This is a genomic window from Neobacillus bataviensis, assembly GCF_019969725.1.
In genome coordinates this window covers 452,935-476,595 of record NZ_JAHXYW010000004.1, presented here as the reverse complement: position 1 = coordinate 476,595, position 23,661 = coordinate 452,935, and the positions used below count along the sequence as shown (strand labels likewise).

Annotated in this window: 30 protein-coding genes; 3 read left to right on the top strand and 27 right to left on the bottom strand. The window is 38.3% G+C overall.

The annotated features are described in order from the left end of the window. The 10 genes from resA to LC455_RS13680 form a co-directional block, all read right to left on the bottom strand. On the bottom strand, nt 1-525 hold the full coding sequence (gene resA, locus LC455_RS13725) for a thiol-disulfide oxidoreductase ResA (protein WP_223591599.1): 525 nt from the start codon (nt 523-525) through the stop codon (nt 1-3). A 98-nt stretch (nt 526-623) separates the two neighbouring features. Then, the gene (rluB, locus tag LC455_RS13720) at nt 624-1,361 is read right to left on the bottom strand and encodes a 23S rRNA pseudouridine(2605) synthase RluB (RefSeq protein WP_223591597.1); all 738 of its coding nucleotides are present in this window, start codon (nt 1,359-1,361) and stop codon (nt 624-626) included. 118 nt (nt 1,362-1,479) lie between these two features. Then, nucleotides 1,480-2,016 carry a spore maturation protein gene (locus LC455_RS13715; RefSeq protein WP_223591595.1) on the bottom strand — a complete coding sequence of 179 codons (537 nt, stop codon included), beginning with the start codon at nt 2,014-2,016 and terminating at the stop codon, nt 1,480-1,482. A gap of 5 nt (nt 2,017-2,021) precedes the next feature. After that, on the bottom strand, nt 2,022-2,609 hold the full coding sequence (locus LC455_RS13710; protein WP_223591593.1) for a nucleoside recognition domain-containing protein: 588 nt from the start codon (nt 2,607-2,609) through the stop codon (nt 2,022-2,024). Then, entirely contained in the window at nt 2,602-3,747 is a 1,146-nt protein-coding gene (locus tag LC455_RS13705; protein WP_223591591.1) for a D-alanyl-D-alanine carboxypeptidase family protein, read from the bottom strand. Before LC455_RS13705 ends, LC455_RS13710 begins: the two co-directional genes overlap by 8 nt. 117 nt (nt 3,748-3,864) lie before the next feature. Next, complete coding sequence (locus LC455_RS13700) at nt 3,865-4,755, bottom strand: superoxide dismutase (RefSeq protein ID WP_223591589.1); 891 nt, start codon at nt 4,753-4,755, stop codon at nt 3,865-3,867. A gap of 119 nt (nt 4,756-4,874) precedes the next feature. Further along, nucleotides 4,875-5,363, bottom strand: coding sequence for a YpuI family protein (locus LC455_RS13695; RefSeq protein WP_223591588.1), 489 nt, complete (start codon nt 5,361-5,363; stop codon nt 4,875-4,877). Nucleotides 5,364-5,395: 32 nt separating this feature from the next. Next, nucleotides 5,396-5,815 carry a hypothetical protein gene (locus LC455_RS13690; RefSeq protein ID WP_223591587.1) on the bottom strand — a complete coding sequence of 140 codons (420 nt, stop codon included), beginning with the start codon at nt 5,813-5,815 and terminating at the stop codon, nt 5,396-5,398. A 95-nt stretch (nt 5,816-5,910) separates the two neighbouring features. Continuing rightward, nucleotides 5,911-6,498 carry an SMC-Scp complex subunit ScpB gene (gene scpB / locus LC455_RS13685; RefSeq protein ID WP_317851437.1) on the bottom strand — a complete coding sequence of 196 codons (588 nt, stop codon included), beginning with the start codon at nt 6,496-6,498 and terminating at the stop codon, nt 5,911-5,913. Beyond that, complete coding sequence (locus LC455_RS13680; RefSeq protein WP_223591585.1) at nt 6,485-7,255, bottom strand: segregation/condensation protein A; 771 nt, start codon at nt 7,253-7,255, stop codon at nt 6,485-6,487. The genes scpB and LC455_RS13680 overlap by 14 nt, the downstream gene beginning before the upstream one ends. 187 nt (nt 7,256-7,442) lie before the next feature. Between LC455_RS13680 and LC455_RS13675 the strand changes: the two genes are divergently transcribed. Then, nucleotides 7,443-7,532 (top strand): YjcZ family sporulation protein, encoded by a 90-nt coding sequence (locus LC455_RS13675; protein ID WP_223591584.1) that lies wholly within the window; start codon nt 7,443-7,445, stop codon nt 7,530-7,532. A gap of 109 nt (nt 7,533-7,641) precedes the next feature. After that, nucleotides 7,642-8,163: a DUF309 domain-containing protein gene (locus tag LC455_RS13670; protein WP_223591583.1), complete on the top strand. Its 522-nt coding sequence runs from the start codon at nt 7,642-7,644 to the stop codon at nt 8,161-8,163. A 26-nt stretch (nt 8,164-8,189) separates the two neighbouring features. Here LC455_RS13670 and LC455_RS13665 read toward each other — a convergent pair whose 3' ends face one another. After that, nucleotides 8,190-8,540, bottom strand: coding sequence for a GNAT family N-acetyltransferase (locus tag LC455_RS13665; RefSeq protein WP_223591582.1), 351 nt, complete (start codon nt 8,538-8,540; stop codon nt 8,190-8,192). A gap of 448 nt (nt 8,541-8,988) precedes the next feature. Between LC455_RS13665 and LC455_RS13660 the strand changes: the two genes are divergently transcribed. Further along, nucleotides 8,989-9,852, top strand: coding sequence for a DUF1002 domain-containing protein (locus tag LC455_RS13660; RefSeq protein ID WP_223591580.1), 864 nt, complete (start codon nt 8,989-8,991; stop codon nt 9,850-9,852). A gap of 39 nt (nt 9,853-9,891) precedes the next feature. Here the strand turns inward: LC455_RS13660 and lysA are convergent, their stop codons facing one another. From lysA to spoIIM, 16 genes are all read right to left on the bottom strand, one after another. Beyond that, on the bottom strand, nt 9,892-11,196 hold the full coding sequence (gene lysA / locus LC455_RS13655) for a diaminopimelate decarboxylase (RefSeq protein ID WP_223591578.1): 1,305 nt from the start codon (nt 11,194-11,196) through the stop codon (nt 9,892-9,894). A 159-nt stretch (nt 11,197-11,355) separates the two neighbouring features. Then, complete coding sequence (locus LC455_RS13650) at nt 11,356-12,846, bottom strand: spore germination protein (protein WP_223591577.1); 1,491 nt, start codon at nt 12,844-12,846, stop codon at nt 11,356-11,358. Then, nucleotides 12,833-13,408, bottom strand: a complete 576-nt coding sequence (locus tag LC455_RS13645; RefSeq protein ID WP_223591576.1) for a stage V sporulation protein AE — start codon at nt 13,406-13,408, stop codon at nt 12,833-12,835. Before LC455_RS13645 ends, LC455_RS13650 begins: the two co-directional genes overlap by 14 nt. 26 nt (nt 13,409-13,434) lie before the next feature. Further along, complete coding sequence (locus tag LC455_RS13640; RefSeq protein WP_223591575.1) at nt 13,435-13,860, bottom strand: stage V sporulation protein AB; 426 nt, start codon at nt 13,858-13,860, stop codon at nt 13,435-13,437. Further along, nucleotides 13,850-14,470, bottom strand: coding sequence for a stage V sporulation protein AA (locus tag LC455_RS13635; RefSeq protein WP_223591574.1), 621 nt, complete (start codon nt 14,468-14,470; stop codon nt 13,850-13,852). Before LC455_RS13635 ends, LC455_RS13640 begins: the two co-directional genes overlap by 11 nt. Before the next feature lie 91 nt (nt 14,471-14,561). Continuing rightward, nucleotides 14,562-15,320 carry an RNA polymerase sporulation sigma factor SigF gene (gene sigF, locus LC455_RS13630; protein ID WP_223591573.1) on the bottom strand — a complete coding sequence of 253 codons (759 nt, stop codon included), beginning with the start codon at nt 15,318-15,320 and terminating at the stop codon, nt 14,562-14,564. A 12-nt stretch (nt 15,321-15,332) separates the two neighbouring features. After that, nucleotides 15,333-15,773 carry an anti-sigma F factor gene (spoIIAB, locus tag LC455_RS13625; RefSeq protein WP_223591572.1) on the bottom strand — a complete coding sequence of 147 codons (441 nt, stop codon included), beginning with the start codon at nt 15,771-15,773 and terminating at the stop codon, nt 15,333-15,335. Continuing rightward, nucleotides 15,774-16,124, bottom strand: coding sequence for an anti-sigma F factor antagonist (spoIIAA, locus tag LC455_RS13620; RefSeq protein WP_223591570.1), 351 nt, complete (start codon nt 16,122-16,124; stop codon nt 15,774-15,776). A gap of 145 nt (nt 16,125-16,269) precedes the next feature. Further along, a complete protein-coding gene (locus LC455_RS13615) occupies nt 16,270-17,463 on the bottom strand; it encodes a D-alanyl-D-alanine carboxypeptidase family protein (RefSeq protein ID WP_223591567.1) in 1,194 nt (397 codons plus the stop codon). A gap of 122 nt (nt 17,464-17,585) precedes the next feature. Continuing rightward, nucleotides 17,586-18,890 (bottom strand): pyrimidine-nucleoside phosphorylase, encoded by a 1,305-nt coding sequence (locus LC455_RS13610; protein WP_223591565.1) that lies wholly within the window; start codon nt 18,888-18,890, stop codon nt 17,586-17,588. Nucleotides 18,891-18,929: 39 nt separating this feature from the next. Next, entirely contained in the window at nt 18,930-19,748 is an 819-nt protein-coding gene (locus LC455_RS13605; RefSeq protein WP_223591563.1) for a purine-nucleoside phosphorylase, read from the bottom strand. Between the two features lie 14 nt (nt 19,749-19,762). Beyond that, on the bottom strand, nt 19,763-20,947 hold the full coding sequence (gene deoB / locus LC455_RS13600) for a phosphopentomutase (protein ID WP_223591561.1): 1,185 nt from the start codon (nt 20,945-20,947) through the stop codon (nt 19,763-19,765). 225 nt (nt 20,948-21,172) lie between these two features. After that, nucleotides 21,173-22,066: a site-specific tyrosine recombinase XerD gene (xerD, locus tag LC455_RS13595; protein WP_223591559.1), complete on the bottom strand. Its 894-nt coding sequence runs from the start codon at nt 22,064-22,066 to the stop codon at nt 21,173-21,175. Between the two features lie 5 nt (nt 22,067-22,071). Beyond that, the gene (locus tag LC455_RS13590) at nt 22,072-22,299 is read right to left on the bottom strand and encodes a YqzK family protein (protein WP_223591557.1); all 228 of its coding nucleotides are present in this window, start codon (nt 22,297-22,299) and stop codon (nt 22,072-22,074) included. A 130-nt stretch (nt 22,300-22,429) separates the two neighbouring features. Then, a complete protein-coding gene (gene fur, locus LC455_RS13585) occupies nt 22,430-22,888 on the bottom strand; it encodes a ferric iron uptake transcriptional regulator (protein ID WP_223591555.1) in 459 nt (152 codons plus the stop codon). A 111-nt stretch (nt 22,889-22,999) separates the two neighbouring features. Next, nucleotides 23,000-23,644, bottom strand: coding sequence for a stage II sporulation protein M (spoIIM, locus tag LC455_RS13580; RefSeq protein WP_223591553.1), 645 nt, complete (start codon nt 23,642-23,644; stop codon nt 23,000-23,002). Nucleotides 23,645-23,661: the final 17 nt, after the last annotated feature.

The following is a 23,661-nucleotide window of genomic DNA, read 5'->3' as shown; positions in this document are numbered from 1 at the left end:
CTAAGGTTTAATTTTCTCCATAAAATCCCTGACAGTAGCCTCAGACATTTCTCCAGTATTGTATTTAATCACCTTGCCGTTTTTATCAATCAAGAAGGTAGCTGGCAATGGATCAATTCCATAGGCAGTCATTACTTCTTTATCAGTATCAATCATAATCGGAAAATCAAGCTTGTAGTGTTCAGCAAATTGATTAACAGCAAGTTCAGATTCTTGGATATCAACGGATAAAACCTGAACCCCTTTGTCCTTAAATTGCTGATATTGATTATTGATATATGGCATTTCCTTCTTACAAGGCGGGCACCAGGTTCCCCAAAAATTCAAAAATACCCCTTGTCCACGGTAATCTGAAAGGCGATGCTTGTTTCCTTGCATATCGGTTAAAACAAAATCCGGAGCCGTTTCACCAACCGCAACTTTTAATTTATTGTCTTTTGTAAAATTAGCATACAGCGTATAGATAACGGCTGCACCTAGAACAAGTAATATTACCGTTCGGATTACTAATCGCCGTTTTTTCATTCCCAACCCTCCATTAAATCTCCTGACACAGTTAGTCTAAATTATATCATTTTTCAATCCTGTCATAGTGTAAACCCTCACTGCGAATTGTGACGGTTCTATGAATTTTTTTTAGAAACATCATTTGCAAGAGTTCGTAATTGTTTTACTTCATGCGGAGTTAGTTCTCTTGCCTCTCCCGCCTTCAAGCCATTTAAGGTTAAGAAAGCATATCGTTCCCGCTTTAATTTCACAACCTCGTGACCAATAGCTTCAAACATTCTTCTAACTTGACGGTTGCGGCCTTCATGAATGCTTATCTCGACAATGGCTGTTTGTTTCTTCTTATCTACCGAAAGAACCTTTACTTTAGCAGGTGCTGTTTTACCGTCTTCCAGCTTAATTCCCTTTTCCAATTTTCTAATGTTTTCTCTTTGGGGAATTCCTTTGGTTTTGGCAACATACACTTTTTCAATTTCATTTCTTGGATGCATCAGTAAGTTAGCAAATTCTCCATCATTGGTTAATAACAATAATCCTGATGTATCATAGTCCAGTCTACCAACCGGAAAGATTCTTTCTTTAAATTCTGAAAAGAAATCAGTTACAACCTTTCTTCCTTTGTCGTCACTGACACTTGAAATGACTCCTCTTGGTTTATATAAAAGAAAATAGACAGGTTCTTCTTTCTCGATTTGGATTTCATTCACTTCTACTCTATCGGAAGAAGATACCTTGACACCGAGTTCCTTAACAACCGTGCCATTTACTTTAACTCTTCCTTCTTTAATTAACTCCTCCGCTTTTCTTCTTGATGCAACACCAGCTCGAGCTATTACTTTTTGCAATCTTTCCAAATTTTTCACCTCAAAATTAATCCATTCTATCCTAATGAATTATGACACAAATCCTTCACTTTTCAAAGTAGCGGGTTTTATGAATACGCATTAAAAAAGTAGATTCAATCAAGAGAACCTACTTTGTTCCAAATATTAGGACTACAACAACAATTGAAACTATGATTCCGAATACATCGGCGAGGAGTCCTACCTTTAAAGCATCTCCCATTTTTTTTATCCCAACTGCACCAAAATAAACGGTTAATACGTAAAATGTAGTATCTGTGCTTCCTTGCAGCACCGAAGCAAGTCTGCCAATAAAGGAATCTGGCCCGTATACAGCAATTAAATCACTTGTCATTCCAAGTGCAGCTGTGCCAGAAATTGGTCTAATGAACAATAACGGCACGATTTCAGCTGGTACTCCAATTGACTTCATAAAAGGACGAATCCAATGCATTAAAGCATCTAATGCTCCTGAGGCCCGAAATATGGAGATGGCTACGAGCATGCCGACTAGAAAGGGAATGATGGTAATGGCAATTTTTATCCCCTCTTTGCCGCCTTCAACAAAACTTTCATAGGTTGGAACTTGTTTAAAAGTTCCGTATAATAGAATAAATCCGATTAACAGTGGGATAAAAGTAAGCGAAAGCCCCGAAATCAGCCCCATATAGTTCACCCTTTTCGGCTTCTGCGATAATAAAAATAACGATCTATGAGAATGGCACCTATTGCTGAAAGTATAGTAGCGATTATGGTAGGAACAACAATTTCTGTTGGGGAAATGGATTTATAATTCATCCTGATAGCAATAACGGTGGTTGGAATAATTGTTATGCTTGCAGTATTGATGGCTAAAAAGGTGACCATGGACCTGCTCGCTGTATTTTTCCCGCCATTTATCTTTTTTAATTCTTCCATTGCTTTTATGCCAAGAGGTGTGGCCGCATTTCCCAAACCGAACATATTAGAAATCATGTTGGACAATATATACCCCATTGCAGGGTGGTTGGCTGGTACATCCGGGAATAGGATCTTTACAAGAGGCCGGAATAGCTTCGACAACCGTTCGAGGAGGCCCGATTCCTCAGCAATCCGCATCATTCCAAGCCAAAAGACAAGGACACTGATTAATCCGATACATAGGGTCACAGCCTCTTTAGCTCCATCAAACACTGCCTTATTTACTGCCTCCATTGTTCCGTTAAAAGCCGCGAAAACGATCCCAACGATAGTCATGAAAACCCATATATAATTAACCATTTGCGTTCACACCTATAATGGAATAGAAAATTTCTTTAACAGAATCAAGCAGCCCTTGCTTCTCTTCTTTTACTTTTTGATAGTAAATAGGAGTTTCAGTAACCATTCTGCCATCCAAATAGACGGCAGCCTTACCAACTATTTGCTCGGTTTTCTTTCCAATGTTCCATTTTTTCTCTGGCTTGTTCAATTTATATTTCACTGAAAATAAATCCATTTCCTCGCTCGTAGCAGGATACACAATTGTTTTTTTTACAAACAAATGATTTTTATACACCTTATTGGTCGTTACATTAATTTTCCCCTTTTCTATAACCTCAGCCATATCATAGTTTCTAAAGCCATCTTCGTACATGGAGATGTGGTCATCCCAATCATTGGAATCATTCAAGGTAACGGCTACTAAACTCATATCCCCTTTTGTTGCGGTTGTTACAAGCGTTCTTTTTGCCAGCTTTGTATAGCCGGTTTTTCCACCTGTGGCATATTTATATTTTGTCAGCAGCCGGTTTTTGTTCTTCCAAACACGATCCCATGCTTCTGTTGGGTTAGGGGCCCGGTGTACCTTTGTCCCCGAGATTTTCGCGAACGTTTTATCTTGCATCGCATAACGCATTAAAATAGCCATATCATAGGCAGAGGAATAGTGATCCTCATGGTCATCAAGTCCATGCGGGTTGGAAAAATGAGTATCAAACATTCCGATTTCCCTGGCCTTTTGATTCATTAAATAGGCAAAGCCATCAACACTACCGCCCACATATTCGGCGATGGCTACTGCGGTATCATTTCCGGATCTTAGCATCAACCCATATACCAAGTCACTCAGTTTAATTTTTTCTCCAGGTTTTAAATAAACCGATGACCCTTCGGCACGGGTTGCCTGCTCACTGACTTTAACATATTGATTCATTTTTCCTGATTCAATCGCCAGAACTGCCGTCATGATTTTCGTTATACTGGCAATTCTCCTTTTTGTGTGCGCATCTTTTTCATATAGGACTCGTCCAGTCTTCTGCTCTATGAGTACAGCACTTGCAGCACTTACTCCAAGGGAAGCATCCACCTTTTGAGGAATGTTAGCAACGAGTATTGAGACCATGAGGAAAAAAATGACTAGCTTTGAAATCATTCTCATTAGATTTACCTCGTCCCCTTCTTTTATTTTATAAAAGTTTATGCAGGACAAGGCTTGTTATGACAATAACCCATAGAAAAAGGCAAGCTGCCAATTGGCAGTTGCCATTCCAAGTACCTAAAAAGCCGGCCATTTTATATCTGCTGCTTTTTCAAATCTCATTTCAACATCGCTCCAGTTCACAACATTCCACCAATTATCTACATAGTCTGCCCGCTTGTTTTTATATTGAAGATAATAGGCATGCTCCCAAACATCTAAAACAAGCAGTGGTATGGTATCCCACTGGGTTAAAAGCATATGCCGTTCGGATTGTAAAACTTCCAGATGCCTTGCTCTTGGTGACCAGACCAATAGCGCCCAGCCGACTCCTTCCACTTGCTTTGCCGCTTCAGAAAACTGTTTTTTAAAAGCTGTAAAGCTGCCAAAATAATTTTCTATTTCCTCTTTAAGAGGTCCATGGGGATTTCCGCCACCATTTGGGCTCATATTTTTCCAAAAAATTGTATGAAGGTAATGACCCGATCCATGAAAAGCGAGTTCCCTTGACCAATGCTTAATAAGCGAAAAATCATTCGTTTCTCTTGCCTTTTTGAGATTAAGTTCGGCCTTATTCAAACCGTCGACATAGGAACGGTGGTGTTTGTCATGGTGAAGCCTCATAATTTCCTCTGAAATATACGGCTCCAATGCGTTATATGAATAAGATAGCTCCGGTAAAGAATGTCCTCCAGGCGGAATTGTCTTATCAACTACCCAAAGCTGCCCGATTTCCTGCTTCCGTTTAAAATAGGTTTCCATTTGTTCATGGATGTTCTCTGCTTTCGTTTGAAGTGAAAGCAGCTCCTCATTAGACAGCTCTCGATTTGTCCCTTCTATTAATTCCGTAAATGCATCAAGCTGTTCCCATAATTCAGAGTTATTACCGACTGCTTCTGAACGAAGAAATTGTTTCATTTGTTCATTCCATTCAAATAATTCAGTCACATAGCGGCTAAACCGTTCCATGTTATCCACTCCCATTTATGCTGTAAATCTACATAAATAGTATGAAAATTTTAGTCTATTAAGAACCCAAAAAAAGCTGCCATTGGTATTACTGTAACCAATGGCAGCTTTCATTTTTTCTATTTAGATTGAATCATTTTTGTCCGGTAATCTGTTTCATAATATTCAAGTTCTTCTCTAATCCGCTGGAATTCGCCCTCAAGACTTTTGATCAGCAGACTTACTGCTTCTGGCACATTCCGATAGTATTTAATGGCGTTTCTGCCAGTATAAGCAGATCGGCTATTTTCGAACCAAGCATCATTTTTAGGAGCAAAGAACTCTTCGATGCAATTGTGGTAAATCTTATATAAAGTTTTTTCGGCTGCGGCTTTTTGAAAAGGTTCACTTTGCAAAATAACGGAACAAGCCTCCAAACCTTCTTCACTATAAACAATTAGTTTTCTTAGATTTGAAAAAATTAATTTAATGTACGATTGATCTTCTTCATTTTCTAGATTGAACCCTTTAATTGTGGTTTCATTTAAGAAATCCTCTAATGTTGTAATGGTCTTAGTTAAAAAACCTTTCACATCATTAAGCTGAGATTTTACTAATGAATTTCCCATTATTTACCCCCTGGAATTTATCCAATTTGAATTTATTTAGGCTGTAATATAAACTCTAGCGGAGAACGAATCTCATGGCTATTTTTCTGCTTAAGTGACTGAAAAACTTCAGGTAATTTTTTAAAATCAATATCTTGAAAATACGATGCAAATTCATACTTTGAATTAAGATAAAGACGTTTGCGCCCGCGTAAGCCGGGATTTTTCAATAAACATACAAGGGCAACGATATCTTTAAAAGTCACTTCAAGACCTTGTCCTGACATAATAGGGTCCGTTGTGTACGGTGTAAATTCTTGGAGACACTCATCAAAATACCTTACATATAAAACATGGAGCGTCCTTTCTTCCCCATTTTCAATAAAGGTCACTTCACTTCTGTTAAAAAAATCCTCTGAGGTATTGGATTTTTCTTTTTCTAATTCGAACCCTTTACACTCTTTAATTAGCAACTTAATCCCGCTCCTTATCGAAATGCACAACCATGTTAAAAAATTTTGAAATCTTATTTTTATTTTAGCATAAATTCTGATGATTTGATTGTATTTTAAGAGTTAATTGTTTCTTGGAATTTCTCAAAAAATAAATCTGCTTCTTCTTGAATAAAATCATCCTCCACTTTTTCCGGAAGCTTAGGAAGCTCATCAACACTTTTTAATCCAAAATAATCAAGAAACTCTTTCGTGGTACCATATAAATAAGCTCTTCCTGTTCCTTCAGCGCGGCCTACTTCTTTTATTAATGCTTTTGATACAAGTGTATGCAACGGTCTTTCTGTTTTTACACCGCGAATTTCTTCAATTTCAGCACGAGTGATTGGCTGTTTGTAGGCGATAATAGCCAGCGTCTCCAAGGCGGCTTGAGAAAGAGTCGAATTATTAGGGGAATCGACCAGCTTTTTTAAATACGGGGCATTTTCCTTCTTCGTTGCCAACTGATAGGTTCCCGCAAGCTGAACAACAATTATTCCTCTATTTTCATCCTCATCATATTCCTGCTTTAATACCTCAATAATTTCATTTGCCTTTATTTCATCTATGTCTAAGACCTCAGCTAATTGTTTAAGTGAAAGGCCTTCATCGCCGGCTGCAAACAAAAGGCTTTCAAGAATACTGCTCCAATTAATAATTTCCAACCACATTTGCTCCTTTCTTTACAGCTTCTACAAAAATTTCACCGAAATTTTCTTGCTGTTCGACGTCAACTTCTTTTCTTTTAATCAGCTCCAAAATGGCTAAAAAAGTGACGACAACATGGTCTTTTGCCGGGTAAGGAAATAATTCGTTAAAGTTCTTCCTTCCTTTTAGCTGTTTTAGTTCATCTAGTATTTCTGTCATTCTTTTCTCAATTGATATCTCTTGCCGTGCAATTTTTGTTGCCATCGGTCGCTGCAGCTTTTTCCTTCTTAATAATTTTTGAAAAGCCGCTAACATGTCATATAAGGATACATTTAACTCTGTCTTTTCTGGTCGTATATCTTTTACATAATCAGACAAATCACTAGGCGGCTTTGTGTACATTAGACCACGTTCTTCTTCCATTGATTTTAAATCATGGGCAGCCTCTTTATATTTACGGTACTCAATCAAACGTTCTACAAGCTCATCTCTTGGATCTTCTTCATACGAAAACTCATCGACATCATCATTAGTTTCTTCTTCATGCTTTGGCAGCAGCATTTTACTCTTTATTTCCAGCAATGTTGCCGCGATTACTAAATACTCACTGGCTATATCGAGTTTTAATTCGTTCATGGTTTTAATATAAAGCAAGTATTGCTCCGTAATTTGGGCAACAGGAATATCATAAATATCAATTTCGAGCCGATTAATTAAATGAAGGAGCAAGTCCAGCGGTCCCTCAAATGCATCAATTTTCACCTGATATGGCATCGTTTCTCACCAAAATTCTTTTTACTTAGACTATTAATAGTATAGAGGATTCAATCTAGGTTATCCAATAGAAAAAACAAAACATAACAGCTTTATTATGTAATCATGATGTCTGCCCAAACAATGGACAAATACCCTACATATGATGACAAGGTAAAGAACAAAAACTTTTTAGGAGGTATTTATTATGGCTGATGGCGGATATGGTGCCGGATTTGCTTTAATCGTAGTTCTATTCATTTTATTAATTATTGTTGGTGCTTCCTGGATTTACTAAGGCACAAACCTTGAAGAATGGATTAGAACTAGAAGCCCGTTATGATTGACGGGCTTTTTAGATTGTTTATGCTAAACTATACATACATTCATTTTTTAGGGGGGATACCTTGTACCCAATAGAATATGTTCAATTTTTAGCCCACTTTCATGGTGACAGGGATTATTTTGAGTGTCATGAGATCCTTGAAGAATTTTGGAAAAAAACTGACCCAGGTAACAAAGAATCCATTTGGGTCGGTCTTATACAATTGGCAGTATCATGCTATCATTACCGCCGCGGAAATTATAATGGGGCTGTAAGAACATTAGAAAAAGCAATAAAAATATTAGAATCAAAAACAGTCTCCGTTACTAGTCTTGGCCTTAATCAACAGCTGCTTCATGAATTATTAATGAAGCAATTATCAGTCATCAAAGGGAAAAAAGAATATATGAGCATCAATTTGCCGATTAGTGACCCCTTTCTAATTGAGAGTTGTAAATTATTTTGTGAAGAGCAGGGCTTCCAATGGGGGAAAAAAAGTGATATTACCAACGTGGAACTGGTCGACCGCCATAGATTAAGGGACAGAACAGAGGTCATTGAGGAAAGATATCGGTCTTTAAAGATGCGAAAGAGCAGCGAATAAGATATTCGCTGCTCTATTTTTTGAAACTAGCAAAAGTTACATTTTTCAATAAAAGGAGCTGTATCTTCATTTGCAATTATTTCTCTATCTCCATACATTTCTCTGAGTGCTTGAACCATCCTCTTTCCAACCCCTTGAAAGCGATGTGAGGGATTTACGGAAATATGCTGTATTTCAAGAGCATTTGTATCACGATGATATAGAACGCCAAGAAGCCCAATAATATCTTCTTCCTTCCATAAAAACAGCTGCCAATTCTCTTCTGTTTCATATTCCTTCATCGTTTGCTGAAGTTTCTTTAAGTCCTTTTCATTCGGCATAAAAGACAATAAACCCATTGCAATTTTTTCGAATGCTTTCTTGTATCGAATTAACATTTTGATCCCTCATTATATTAAATAAACCGATGAAAATATTGGTTTAACAATAGTATATTTTTTCCTAATTAATCAATAATAAACATTTATTCATTATATGTAGTTAAAATTATAATGTTTCACTAACCACCATCATACATAATTCTAGGACAATCATCAATGAGAAATATTACTATTGCTTTGGTCCAATAAACATCCAATAAATGATTCCCCAGATAACAGAAAGACCAATAAGAATACCAAACAATATCCAGTTGCTTTTTTTCATGAAAAAGGTTCCTCCAAAAAGAGTTCTTGCTCGACCTTCATTCTACACCATTTGACAAAAATAATCCATTTCCTCTATTAATTAAATTTTCATTCTATGAAACTTCTAAATCGTTTTTTTCGTTATATTTAATGAAATCGGATATATTATTAAGGTAAGGTATTTTTCAAGGAGGGTAACATGAAAAAAATTCTTATTCTCCTAATGGCAGCTATTATGTTCACATTCCCTATCCAAAGCTTTGCGGATTTGGCTGAAGGTGACATGATTGTAACATTGGGTGAAAATTTAACAGCAGAACAAAAGGACTCACTACTCGCAGAAATGAATGCTCCAAAGGATGTTCAAATCGTGACCGTATCGAATCAGGAGGAGCATCAATACTTAGGGAAATATGTAGCCAAATCACTCATCGGAACAAAGGCGATTTCTTCCTCATCCATCACCATTGCTCCCAAAGGTGCCGGCATAACGGTTAAAACAAAGAATATAAATTGGGTAACCGATGAAATGTTTGTCAACGCCCTTATTACTGCAGGGGTCAAGGATGCCAACATTTACATTACAGCTCCAATTTCTGTTTCAGGAACCGCAGCTTTAACAGGAATTATTAAAGCATATGAAATCTCGGCAGATAAAGCGATTCCTGAGGAAGTAAAGCAGGCTGCTAACCAGGAAATGGTCGAAACTGCCAAGCTTGGTGATTCCATCGGTGAAAAAAATGCGGCAGCATTAATCGCAAAAGTAAAAGAGGAAATCGCCAAGAATAAACCAAAAAATGATGCAGAATTGCGAAGCATTATTGAACAGGCAGCTAAGGAATTAAACATTACCCTAACTGAAGAACAAATGAAACGCTTGATTGACCTTTTTAATAAGCTAAAGGGTTTGGACATTGACTGGAATCAGGTAGGGGATCAGCTAAATAAAGCAAAAGACCGCATTTCAAAATTCCTTCAATCGGAGGAAGGGCAAGGATTTTTAGAAAAATTAAAACAATTTTTCATTTCGCTCATTGATGCCATTAAATCGCTCTTTTCATAATAAAGTTGAAAAAGCTGCCGAAGATACGGCAGCTTTTTTCTATCTTAGTGGTAGATCGTGTCTGATTAAATCCTCGTACGACTCTCTTTTTACGACAAGAGTAGCCTTGCCGTTTTCAACAAAAACGACAGCCGGACGCGGTATGCGGTTATAGTTGTTTGACATGGAATAGCCGTAGGCACCTGTGCAAAATACAGCCAGAATATCCTCATCGTCCGTTTCAGGTAAAGGCAAATCCCAAATCAACATATCTCCGGATTCACAGCATTTCCCTGCAATCGAAACTGTTTCATTCGGCTGTGCCAAGGGCTTATTAGCAAGAACTGCCTCATATTTTGCATGGTAAAGGGCTGGACGGATATTATCGCTCATCCCGCCATCCACTGCTAAATATTTTCTAACCCCAGGAACTTCTTTTGAAGACCCGACTCTATATAGAGTAATACCAGCATCACCGACTAGCGAACGTCCTGGTTCAATCCATATTTCCGGCATTTTTAGCGAGTATTGTGCAGTCAAATTTTTTACTTCTTTTATTATCTCACTAACATATTGCGCTGGCGGAATTGGTTCATCCTCTTTTGTATATCGAATGCCAAACCCTCCGCCTAAATTTAAAACCTCTGCTTCAAAGGATAACTTGTTTTTCCAATCCGACATTCTTTCAACAATTTTTTTAGCTGCCAGCAAGAAACCCGTGGTTTCAAAAATTTGTGAGCCAATATGACAATGAAGTCCAAGGACATTAAAATGTTCAAATTGGAGAGCGGATGTTAAGGCCTGTTCCGCTTGTCCATTTTGCAGGTCGAAACCAAATTTGGAATCCTCCTGACCTGTTAAAATATAATCATGGGTATGGGCTTCAATTCCCGGCGTAATCCTTAATAAAATATTTACATTGGCCTTTTTCTCTAAACAGATCGCTTTTAAAAGTTCCATCTCATAAAAATTATCAATGACAATGCAGCCAATTCTATGCTCCAATGCCATTTCTAATTCTTCTCTGCTTTTGTTATTTCCATGAAAATGAATTCTCTCCACTGGGAATCCAGCAGCAATCGCTGTATATAATTCGCCGCCGGAGACAACATCCAGTGATAATCCTTCTTCTTCTGCCAGCTGAACCATGGCAACTGTTGAAAATGCTTTACTGGCATATGCAACTTGAGCCTTTACTTGCTGATCATCAAAAGTCTGTTTAAACCCACGCGCTCTTTCTCTCATTAATGCTACATCATAAACATATAACGGAGTCCCAAATTGCTGTGCCAGCTCGAGGGCATCCACACCGCCTATTTCTAAATTCCCGTTTTTATTTACACCTGTTGTTCCGTAAAAAAACATTCCCTTCCCTCTCTCCGTAACGACTCACTACATTTTATGTAGACAATCACAAAAGATAATAAATAAATAGACAGAATCCGCATAGAAACTGCCTATTTTTTTGCATTCTATTGAATATTTAATTAAAAATACTTTAGCATAACAGAGAAATTTCCGCAATCATTTCTCATTGGCTTTTGGAGGCTGACGGTAACGATTCCTAGGGTGGACAATGCTTGGTCTAAGGATTGACCCCGGAATTGCTCGTCGAAAAATAATTTGCATAAATCCTTTAGGCTCGAACGGAAGAAATGGCCAAAAGTATGGTGTATTAAGAGCACGCATCCTAACAATAAAGATAAACAAAAGGGTGGTACCAATGACAAACCCAGGTGTATGGAACAGCGCAACTAAGATTAACAAACCTAATCTAGCCATCTTATTAGCAATGCTTAACTCATAGCTTGGTGTTGTAAAAGAACCGATACCAGAAACAGCCACATAAAGAATTACTTCGGGAACAAATAGACCAACACTAATCGCAATTTGTCCAATTAATACAGCTGCAATTAAACCCATTGCTGTCGATAACGGTGTAGGGGTATGAATAGCGGCTAATCTTAAAAATTCGATTCCAAAATCCGCTAAAAATATTTGAATAATTACAGGTATATTCGTTTGTTCATTTGGTCCAATAAAGGCTAGTTTTTCAGGCAATAAGGATGGTTCTAAGACAAATAACAGCCAAAGCGGGAGCAGTAAAATAGACGTCAAAACCCCTAAAAAACGCGTCCAGCGCAAAAATGTTCCCATTGCCGGTGATTCCCTAAACTCTTCCGCATGCTGAACATGATGAAAGAAGGTCGTTGGTGTAATGATTACACTCGGCGAGGTGTCGACAATGATGATTACATGTCCTTCAAGAATATGAGTTGCTGCCACATCTGCCCTCTCTGTGTACCTAACTAGAGGAAATGGATTGAACCCTTGTTTTACTAAGAATTCTTCGATCGTTTTATCAGCCATCGGAATTCCATCAGTACTAATGGCATTTAGCTCTTTTCTTAATATATTAATTAAATCAGGGTCTGCCACATCCTCTAAATAGGCTAATGATACATCTGTTCGTGACCGCTCTCCAACTTTTAACATTTCAAAACGTAGTCGCTCGTCACGAATTCGTCTTCTGATTAATGCAGTATTTAGAATGATGTTTTCTACTAGGCCATCTCTTGATCCTCTTACAACCTTTTCGGTGTCAGGCTCTTGAGGCGAACGCCCAGGATAGCTTCTTACGTCAATTGCAAAGGCAGTATCTTCGCCATCCATTACCACAACAATAAGACCGGAAAGTACCTTTAGGACAAGCTGATCTAAATCTTTAATTCGCTCAACAGATTGGTTGATAAGCCGATTATCAATAACTTTGAAAAGGTTCGTCGATAATTTTTCATGATCATTAATCTCTACTAATTCTTTAATTAACTGGATGATATAACTGGTATCACATAGACCATTTACATAATAAATATTGACTTCTTTTTTGAGGATGATTAATTTCCGTATACCTAAATCAAAGCTTTTCCCCAGTCCAACTCGTTGCTTCATATAATTTTCAATTTCATAGACGGATTCCGGTATCGGCCAAATATGCTCCTTACTTCTTGTCATGGAAGCCACTCCTTTCTAGTATAAGTTCTACTGCTTTTTTCGTAATGGGCGACCCTACTTTGTAGGAGTCACGCCGGGCCATTTTACCAATATCGCCTATTCCAACAATTATCGGTACATTCAATTCATCAAGACAGTAAACAGTATCTCCATTTATTCTGCCGATTTCAAGTTCTGGTATACCGTATTTATCAACTCCATAGGGCGTTAATTCGCCATCGCGATCGATACTTATATCTACTCTCGTCCATTCCTCATGATGCGATTTTGCTGCCACTGCTATAATTCCCAATACTTCAATATCTTTATGTAATGCCACATATTTTAGGGCATTTTCACCATATCCTTCCCCTACAATTCCACTATCATCAAACATCACCAGTACTGGATCATGCGGAGTTTTTTTTATTAATCGGACAAGCTCAGCACCTGTTAATTTAGACGGATTCCCTTGCGACATGGAAAGACAGCGGCCGCCTATTTCCTTGGCAACATGCTCGACAGCTTTCTTTGCGTATTCATCACCGTCAGTAATTAAAATAACACGCCTCCGATTACTCATCCTGTGATGTCCTTTCATGGAGAAGTTTACTTAATATGTACAAAATAAAGCCATTGAAAAATGGATCCAAAGATTTTTCCTAATACAATTGCCATAATTAAAATGACAATTTCTCCATCTAACCTAATCCGTTTAGCGAGGATTGGCAGAACATTTAAAACCTCCGTAAGAGCAGCTGCCAACATGCCAACAAACACTCCCCCGCTGATACCAAGCGGAATCAAAAAATAGGCTGAAATAGGAAGGAGCGGGTCCCTTAAGCTTGCGAGCACACCGCTAATCGCACCAATCACAACTGCCCATTCATAGTGTTGAATCATTTTCATTGTTTTGGTCAGCTGAGTAAGTCTTGGGATAATTCCAAGAACGGTTAGAAACGCTACAAATCCCGACCCAACGGCTAATCCACTTGCTAATCCTAAAAATATGATCGATACAATTTTAATCGTCATTAACGCGTTTCATACTTTCTTTATTTTCATGGATAATCACATAATTATCTAAATCCATTTGATAATTAAACATTTCTACTTCAAGTGGACTGGGTTCATCATTTAAACGCTTCTTAAAAAAATGATTAAAGAATAAAATCATGCCGAGGCCTAAACCAATTGAATAAGGGATTTGAAAGAGTAATGGTTTTGCTTCATTTTTTCCGGTAATAATGGTGTAAATTTTTTCCTGGACACTCTTCATACTTACATCATCATGAAAATTCATAATCGCCATGGCTGATCCAAAAAATAATAGAAACCAAATTAGCAGAAAAAAAGGAATAGATATTCCTTTTTTCTTATTTGTTACTTCAATGATGGTCTGCGCAGGGCCTATCGTTTGAACCTCCATGTCCCCGAACTTAGTTGTTATCAACTGAATGATATGCATAACATCAATAACGATAATATTTCGATCCATTTCTGTTACCAGGTGAACAAGCATTTCTTTTAAACTTGAAAGCACAGCATCTGGGGCAATAATCTGGGCGACATCCTTCAATAAAACTCTTTCTTCAGGCTTTGCTTGAACACGGTTCCGCATGCGAATGTAGATTGTTTTTTCCAAAACATTCACTTCCCACACAATGTTTTCCTTGTGTATGTAGTATGAGTTTTAAGGAAGAGTTTCATGTATGAAAATGAAAAAACCGCATGAATCAGAGATCCATACGGTCTTTCATTTGTTGCAATATCTTTTTTTCGAGTCTTGAAACTTGTACCTGAGAAATCCCAAGGCGCCCGGCAACTTCGGATTGAGTTTGGTCCTTATAATAGCGCAAATAGACAATCAGCCTTTCCCGTTCATCTAATTCGCGGATTGCTTCTTTTAAGGCAATTTTATCAAACCACTTTCCTTCGTTGCCATCATCAATTTGATCTAATAATGTAATTGGATCTCCATCATTTTCATAAACTGTTTCATGAATGGAGGAAGGTGTTCTGCTTGCCTCTTGTGCAAGAATGACATCCTCCGGCGTCAGCTCAAGATACTCAGAAATCTCATTAACAGTAGGTATTCTTCCTAATGTTTTTGATAACTCATCCTTGGCCTTGCGGATTTTGTTTCCCATTTCTTTCAGTGAACGGCTGACCTTTACGGTTCCATCATCACGAATAAATCGTTGAATTTCTCCGATAATCATCGGTACGGCGTAGGTGGAAAACTTGACGTCGTAGGAAAGGTCAAACTTATCAACTGACTTCAATAATCCAATACAGCCAATTTGGAATAAATCATCAGGGTCATACCCTCTATTAAGAAACCTTTGAACTACTGACCAAACAAGGCGCATATTCTTTTCCACAATTAAATCCCTTGCTTCTTGGTCTCCGTCCTGGCTCTTTTTGATGAGCTCTTTCACTTCATGATCCTTTAAATACGGTTGACTTTTATCGTTCTTGACCTCCACATCCATCGGCAAGTCTCCTTAATTGCAAAGCATTTTGCGGGATTGTAAATGCTTACGTAATCTAACCTCGGTTCCGCTGCCTGGCTGTGAATGAATCTCTACCTCATCCATGAAATTCTCCATGATGGTAAAACCCATACCGGACCGTTCTAAGTCCGGCTTTGTTGTAAATAATGGCTGACGAGCTTCCTCCACATCGATGATTCCTAATCCTATGTCTTTAATTGTCATATCAATTAAACTATCTTCAATGGAAACACGGATATAAACAATCCCATTTGGATCGTTTTCATAACCATGAATAATCGCATTCGTCACGGCTTCTGAAACCACTGTTTTTATTTCGGTTAACTCATCCATCGTTGGGTCTAGTTGGGCAATAAATGCAGCTACAGTCACACGGGCAAAGGATTCGTTTTGACTTAAAGCACTGAACTCAAGATTCATCTCATTTTTCATTCAGGCAACCCCCAATCTTTGCAATGCAAATTCCTCAGTCGGTTCCATTTTGATGATTTTAAATAAACCAGACATATCGAATAATCTTTGTATTGCTGGGGAAATTGCACAAACTACCATTTCACCATGCACCTGTTTAATTTGTTTATATCTTCCTAAAATTACGCCTAAACCTGAGCTATCCATAAAAGAGAGTTGTTCTAGATTCAAGACGATATGGCGAATGTCATTTTTTTCGATCGCTGCTGTTGCTTTCTCGCGAAGTTCATCCGCAGTGTGGTGGTCTAATTCACCGCTTAAGCGAATGCATAGAACATCATGTTTTGTAACTAATTCAATGTTAAGACTCACTATCCCCGGCCTCCTTAATCTGGTATAGTGAGTCAATTCGCTGTTTTATTATCAATATCCTTCTATAAATACAAAACTAGTCTTATTTCGTCAAAAGTAGTGGATTATCTTAACTTTCGACAACGATAAGCGTATACGCTTTGAATTATTTTCCTGCTTTTGTAAACATTCCGAATGAACGCTTGTAAAGGGTCCACCAGCCTGCTTCTTTTACCGACTTACTTGCGACGAGCGGACTTTCAAGGATTACCTTTCCATCCTTAATCAGCTTAATCGTCCCAACCTTGTCACCTTTATTTAATGGAGCGTTGAGGTTTTTTTGGAGAATTACTTTTTGCTTTACATCCTCCGTTTTTTCACCTTTTTTAGTCAGTAAAGAAAGTGGTTCACTAGTGACTGCCGCTACTGATTTATCCTTGCCTTTACTGATTCTGGCTGTGCCAATAGTTTGATTTCGTTTATACAGCGGGTGTGTTTGGTATTGACTAAAAGCATAATTAAGCATTTTTGTCACTTGAGCATTTCTCTCTTTCGACGTTGGTGCTCCAAAGACAACGGCAATTACACGCATGCCATCCTTTTGTGCTGTTGCTGTTAAGCAATATTTCGCTTCAGCCGTAAAACCTGTTTTTAACCCGTCAACTCCAGGGTAAAAACGAACCAATTTGTTTGTATTAACGAGCCAGAACTTTTTGTCTGTATTTTCACGAAGGTATGCCTCATACATTCCCGTAAATTTTGTAATGTCTTCATATTTTAATAATTCTTTTGCCATTACTGCCATATCATGTGCAGAGCTGTAATGTCCGCTTACAGGTAAGCCGGTGGTATTTTTAAAAAAGGTATGCTTCAATCCCAGTTGTTTGGCCTTTGCATTCATCATATCGACAAAGGCTTCCTCCGAACCGGCAATTCTCTCAGCCATCGCTACAGAAGCGTCATTTCCTGAACCAATCGCGATGCCCTGAAGCATCTGCTTGGTTGTCATTTCTTCACCTGGTTCTAGGAATATTTGTGATCCCCCCATAGAGGCGGCATATTCACTCGTCCGGACTTTTTCATTCCAGGAAAGCTTTCCTTTATCAATCGCTTCCATAATGAGTAACATCGTCATAATTTTGGTCATACTTGCAGGCGGCAATTTTTCTTGGCTATTTTTCTCATAAAGAACCTTGCCTGTGTCCCGCTCAATTAAAATGGCAGAACTGACGTTACTGACAATATCTGTACTCTTATTTTCTATTTGGGCATTCTTTTTTTCTTCTGCAGCAAAGGAAGATGGTACCCATAAGCTAGTCAGTAAAAAAGATGCTACTATAAAAGAGAACAATCGTTTCATTCGCATAACCCTCCATTCTTTATAGCCACCATTTTTACCAAAATAAACAAGTTTATACATAAAAAGGTGTCAGGCACCATGTGAAATTTTCACATGGTGCCTGACACCTTAGAGCACGTTTATTATTCTGTTATTTCTCCATGTATGAGAACTGGCGCGTCGACTTTGGCTGCCGAGATTTTGATATTTTCATAAAGCTTTTGTTTTACTTCACTTACGTCCTCAAAGTTGCTGTAGATAGTTACTAACGATTCACCTTTATTGACCTGGTCGCCGATTTTCTTCCTTAACACAAGGCCAACTGCCAAATCAATAATAGATTCCTTCGTTGCTCTTCCTGCTCCTAGTAACATTGCTGCTGTTCCAACCTCGTCAGCGACGATTTCGGAAACATACCCATCTTCTTTCGCTTCAAGCTCAAACGTGAATTTAGCCTGAGGCATTTTAGCAGGATCATCTACAATCGAGGCATCCCCGCCCTGCGAGCTTAAAAAGACTTTTAATTTTTCAAGGGCTGAACCATCTTTAATCACATTTTCAAGGAGTGTCCTTGCCTCTGCTAATGAGCTTGCTTTTTCTGCCAGGTAAACCATATGGCTGCCGAGTGTTAAGCATAGCTCTGTTAAATCTTCGGGCCCCTCACCTTTTAATGTGTCAATAGCTTCCTTTACTTCAAGCGCGTTACCGATAGCATATCCTAGCGGCTGGCTCATGTCGGAAATGACGGCCATTGTACGTCTGCCGACATTATTACCAATCCGAACCATTGCTTTTGCCAAGTCTTTTGAATCATCAAGCGTTTTCATGAAAGCTCCGGCGCCTGTTTTTACATCCAGTACAATGGCATCAGCTCCTGCAGCAATTTTTTTGCTCATGATGGAACTGGCAATCAGCGGAATACTTTCAACAGTTGCCGTAACATCTCTTAGGGCATAAAGCTTTTTATCCGCAGGTGTTAAATTTCCGCTTTGGCCGATAACGGCGATTTTATTTTTATTTACTAGATCAATGAATTCAGCATTATCAATTTCAACATGGAAACCATTAACTGCTTCTAATTTATCAATGGTACCGCCGGTATGTCCCAATCCACGACCTGACATTTTCGCAACAGGGACTCCCAAGGCAGCTACAAGCGGGCCAAGAACAAGAGTGGTTGTATCACCAACTCCGCCAGTTGAATGTTTATCAACTTTTATTCCTTCAATTTGTGATAAATCAATTTGATCCCCGGATTCCACCATTGCCATTGTTAAATCGGCTCTTTCTTTCTCGGTCATCCCTTGAAAGACGATAGCCATGGTTAAGGCACTCATTTGATAATCCGGTATGGAACCATCTGTATAGCCGTTAATAATAAATTTGATTTCTTCCGTTGTTAATTCATGTCCATCTCTTTTTTTCTCAATTAGGTCAACCATTCTCATCGATTATCACCACTTTACAATAAATAGGTTTCTTCTCAATTAGGCCATGTTTTTAACGATTTCTTTTATATATAGAAGGAAATTTGCTTTAACTTTTTCAGTTGTTTCGATGACTTCATCATGTGTCAGCGGCTGGTCAAGAATACCGGCAGCCATATTTGAAATACAAGATATACCAAGAACCTTCATTCCACTGTGGCGGGCAACGATTACCTCTGGTACAGTAGACATTCCCACTGCATCACCGCCCAACACCCGAACCATGCGAATTTCAGCTGGTGTTTCATATACAGGGCCAGGGTTTCCGAAATAAACACCCTCCTGAACTTTAATATTTAAGCGAGAAGCGATTTCCTTTGCCATAGCACGTAATTCCTTCGTATAGGCTTCTGACATATCTGGAAAACGAACGCCTAATTTAGCATCATTTGGCCCAATTAATGGATTTGTTCCCATATTATTAATATGGTCGGTAATAATCATCAAATCTCCCGGCTCAAAGCTTTCATTGACACCGCCGGCAGCATTCGTAACGATTAACATTTCAACTCCCATTTCTTTCATGACGCGAACAGGGAAGGTTACTTTATCCATTGCATATCCTTCATAGAAATGAAAGCGGCCCTGCATTGCAACAACCTCTACTCCACTAAATACCCCAAAAACAAGCTGTCCTGCATGTCCTTCTACTGTGGAGACTGGGAAATCAGGTATTTGATTGTATGGAATTTTGACAGGATTCTCAATTTCATCCGCTAACACACCTAATCCAGATCCTAAAATGAGACCAATTCTAGGTGTATTCGCATATTTATCTTTAAGAAATCCAGCAGCATTTTGAATTTTTTTAACGTTCATGTTCATTCCCCTTTTTAACTTAATTCTTTTAAAAAGCTCTTTCCGTAATTTGGCATTTTCACATTGAAGTTTTCCGCCACTGTTGCTCCTAGGTCAGCAAATGTTTCTCGGAGTGGCAGCTCTCTGCCCTCAGTCACTTTCTTAGAGTAAACTAATAATGGGACATACTCACGAGTATGGTCTGTGCCAGGTGCGACAGGGTCGTTTCCGTGGTCTGCTGTAATCATTAATAAGTCATCTTCATTCATTTTCGCAAACACTTCAGGAAGGCGCGCATCATATTCTTCAAGTGCTTTACCATAACCTTCAGGGTCGCGGCGGTGACCATACAATGCATCAAAATCCACTAGATTTAAAAAGCTTATTCCATTGAAGTCCATATCAAGGGTTTCAACAAGCTTATCCATACCGTCCATATTCGAAACGGTACGGAGTGACTTTGTAACGCCTTCGCCGTCATAAATATCCGATATTTTACCAATCGCGATTACATCAAATCCTGCATCCTTCAATTCGCTCATTACTGTCCGATCGAATGGTTTTAAGGCATAATCATGGCGGTTAGAAGTTCGTTTAAAGTTTCCTGGTTCCCCTAGGAATGGACGGGCAATTACCCGGCCAACCATATACTTTTCATCAAGCGTCAGTTCGCGTGCAATTTTACAAATCTTATATAATTCTTCAAGCGGAATAATTTCCTCGTGGGCGGCAATTTGCAGGACAGAATCTGCCGATGTATATACAATCAATGCACCTGAATTCATGTGCTCTGCACCAAGTTCATCGAGAATTTCGGTTCCGCTGGCTGGTTTATTGCCAATAATTTTTCTGCCGGTGCGGTTTTCTAATTCAGATACAAGTTCCTCTGGAAACCCTTCTGGGAATACACGGAATGGCGTCTGAATATTCAGCCCCATAATTTCCCAATGTCCTGTCATTGTATCTTTTCCGTTTGAAGCTTCCATCATTTTTGTATAAAAAGCTAAAGGCTTTTCTGCTTTATCAATTCCTTTTATTTCCTTAATATTACTTAATCCCAATTTCGCCATATTGGGCATATTAAGACCGTTCATTCTTTCAGCAATATGTCCAAATGTATCAGCACCTTTATCACCAAACTTTTCTGCATCCGGTGCTTCTCCAATTCCGACTGAGTCCATGACGATAATAAAAATACGCTTATATGTATCTGCCGTCATTCGAATCTTCCTCCTTTATCAATAGGAAACGTTTACAAATAAAAAAACACACAAAAATAGATTACCCTGTTTATATTGGAACTATGAAGGGGTCACATAATTACAATCGTCAGAAGTCTGACATCTCTATTTTACTAAATGTTTTCGAAAATACAAGAAAAAGCTGCCTGAATTTTTGGCAGCTTTTTGACGTTTTTATGAAATTGAGTAGCAACTATGATTCTATCAAGCTCTTGGGTGGAATTTACTATAAACGTCCTTCAACCTTGTTTTAGAAACGTTTGTATATATTTGTGTGGTAGCTATATTTGCATGTCCTAACATTTCTTGAACAGCCTTTAAATCAGCCCCATTTTCCAATAAATGAGCAGCAAAGGAATGACGGAGTGTATGTGGAGTCAGCTCTTTTACTATTCCAGCCTCTTTGGAAAGTTTTTTTAGAATTTTCCAAAAACCCTGTCTGGTCAACCTTTTACCCTGGTGATTTAAAAACAAGGCATTATCAGGGTTCTTTTTCGCCGCAAACAAAGGTCTGCCTTGTTCTAAATATTGCAATATCGCATTTGAGGCAGTTCGCCCAATCGGAATAATCCGTTCATTATTGCTTGTTCCATGACAACGAATAAACCCCATCGTTAAATGAACATGATCAACATCCAGACCAATCAGTTCACTAACACGAATTCCTGTTGCATAGAGAAGTTCAAGCATCGCTTTGTCCCGTTTTCCAAAATGATCATCCAATTTAGGCGCTTCTAAAAGGAATTCAACCTCTTTCATGCTCAAAACTTTAGGAATAGCCCTTTCAAGTTTCGGCGGTTCAATCAAATTCGAAGGATCCTGATCAGCTGCTTTTTCCCTTAATAAAAATTGATGAAAGGCACGAATGGAAGCAATGTGCCGTGCAATTGTTTTCGCTGATTTTCCTTGCTCCTTTAAAAATCCCAGAAATTGTACAATATGGACGCGCTGTACATCATTAAAGGAGCGGATTGCCTCAACCTTTACTAAATAATGAAGATAGCTTTTCAAATCGCGTTCATAGGATAGAATCGTATTTTGGGCCAGCCCTTTTTCAACTATCAAATAATGCATAAATTCTTTTATTCGCTCTTCCATCGCCCTTACTCCCCATTTAAATAAAACAACATCAGCCGATCTAACAAGGAAGGATTTTCTTCATCTACTGCATTTGAAACCTTTAATGCTGCTCCTTCCGGTTCTTCATAGCGATGATAGCTTTGGTATTCTTCTGATACCCACATGATACCATAATAGAAGAGGATTGTGCATCCGGTGAAAATGATAAAAACCTTTAAGGTTTGCAGTGTAATTTTTATAAAAGAGATCATCTTGCTTCCCCCTAATTTTCAGGTACTCTAGTAAAAGGTATGCCAAAATGTACAAGTTTTATACCTTTATATCTCGAAATATGGGGGAAACAAAAGAAAAAGCCCTTTGCACAAAAGGACCATTTATAAGCTATACAGTTTTTTCTTCTACTTTCGCCTGGCAGCGATAGCAAATCCCATGAAAAGTAAGGCGATGATCTTTAATTTTAAAATTCCATCGTCGTTCGACGACAGCTTCTACATCCTCAAGCAAATCTTCCTGAATTTCATCAACGGCGCCACATTCAATACAAACAAGATGATGGTGAAAATGTGCTGCACCCTCCTGTCTTAAATCGTATCTCGATACGCCGTCGCCAAAATTTATTTTATCGACAATTTTTAATTCCGTTAATAACTCTAATGTTCGATAAACAGTTGCTAATCCAATTTCAGGCGATTTTTCTTTAACGAGGAGGTACACATCTTCCGCACTTAAATGATCCTCTTCATTTTCTAGTAAAACTCTGACGGTTGCTTCACGCTGAGGTGTTAGCTTATAACTTGCTGAATGCAACTGTTTTTTTATACGTTCAATTCTAGTTTCCATTCTGAAGTCCCTCCCTCGCCACTGTTAGTTCTCATTATAACAGATGAGAAATGAGATTCAAAATAAAATTATTATAAACAAGAACTTATAATTAATATTAAGTAATAATTACTATAAAGATGTTGAGGTAATAATCGTTTTCATTAACCATGGCGATAAATAAGCCTCTATTCCAGATGCTGCCGAGATAAAAATCACTGCAGCAATCAGGGCAAAAATATATCCTTTAAAAAATGGCATGATTGGCTGGGCATATTTTTTCATAAACTGTTTTTTGATCATTCTCATTGAAAATATCACTGATAAGGCTGCCATCATGATAAACACTGGAATGATAATCAAGTTTTGCGGGAGGATCGAAGCAAACGCGAGCAGAAATCCTTTCCAGCCCATTTGACTTACTAAAAAGCCAACTGTAAACCCGACAACCATTCCTTTAACAAATAAGAGAATCAGAATAACAGGCAGTCCGATGATTGATATCCCAAGGATCCACATTAGTCCAATAAACTTACTATTGTGGGAAAAGCTTTGGAAAAATAGGTCATTATCTTCCGCTACCTTATCACCGGAAACTTGGCCAAAAAATTGTGATAAGTAATAGTAGAGATCTTCCTTTTGGGTAAAACTCATGCTGTTTACTACAACCGCTCCAAATATGACCCCCATTAAAAATAAAATTACAATAAATAAGAAAATCGAGGAATGCTCACGGAAATAACTAGCGGCATTGGACTGGTTCAATCGTTTTTTCATTTGCGGTTCCTCCTACT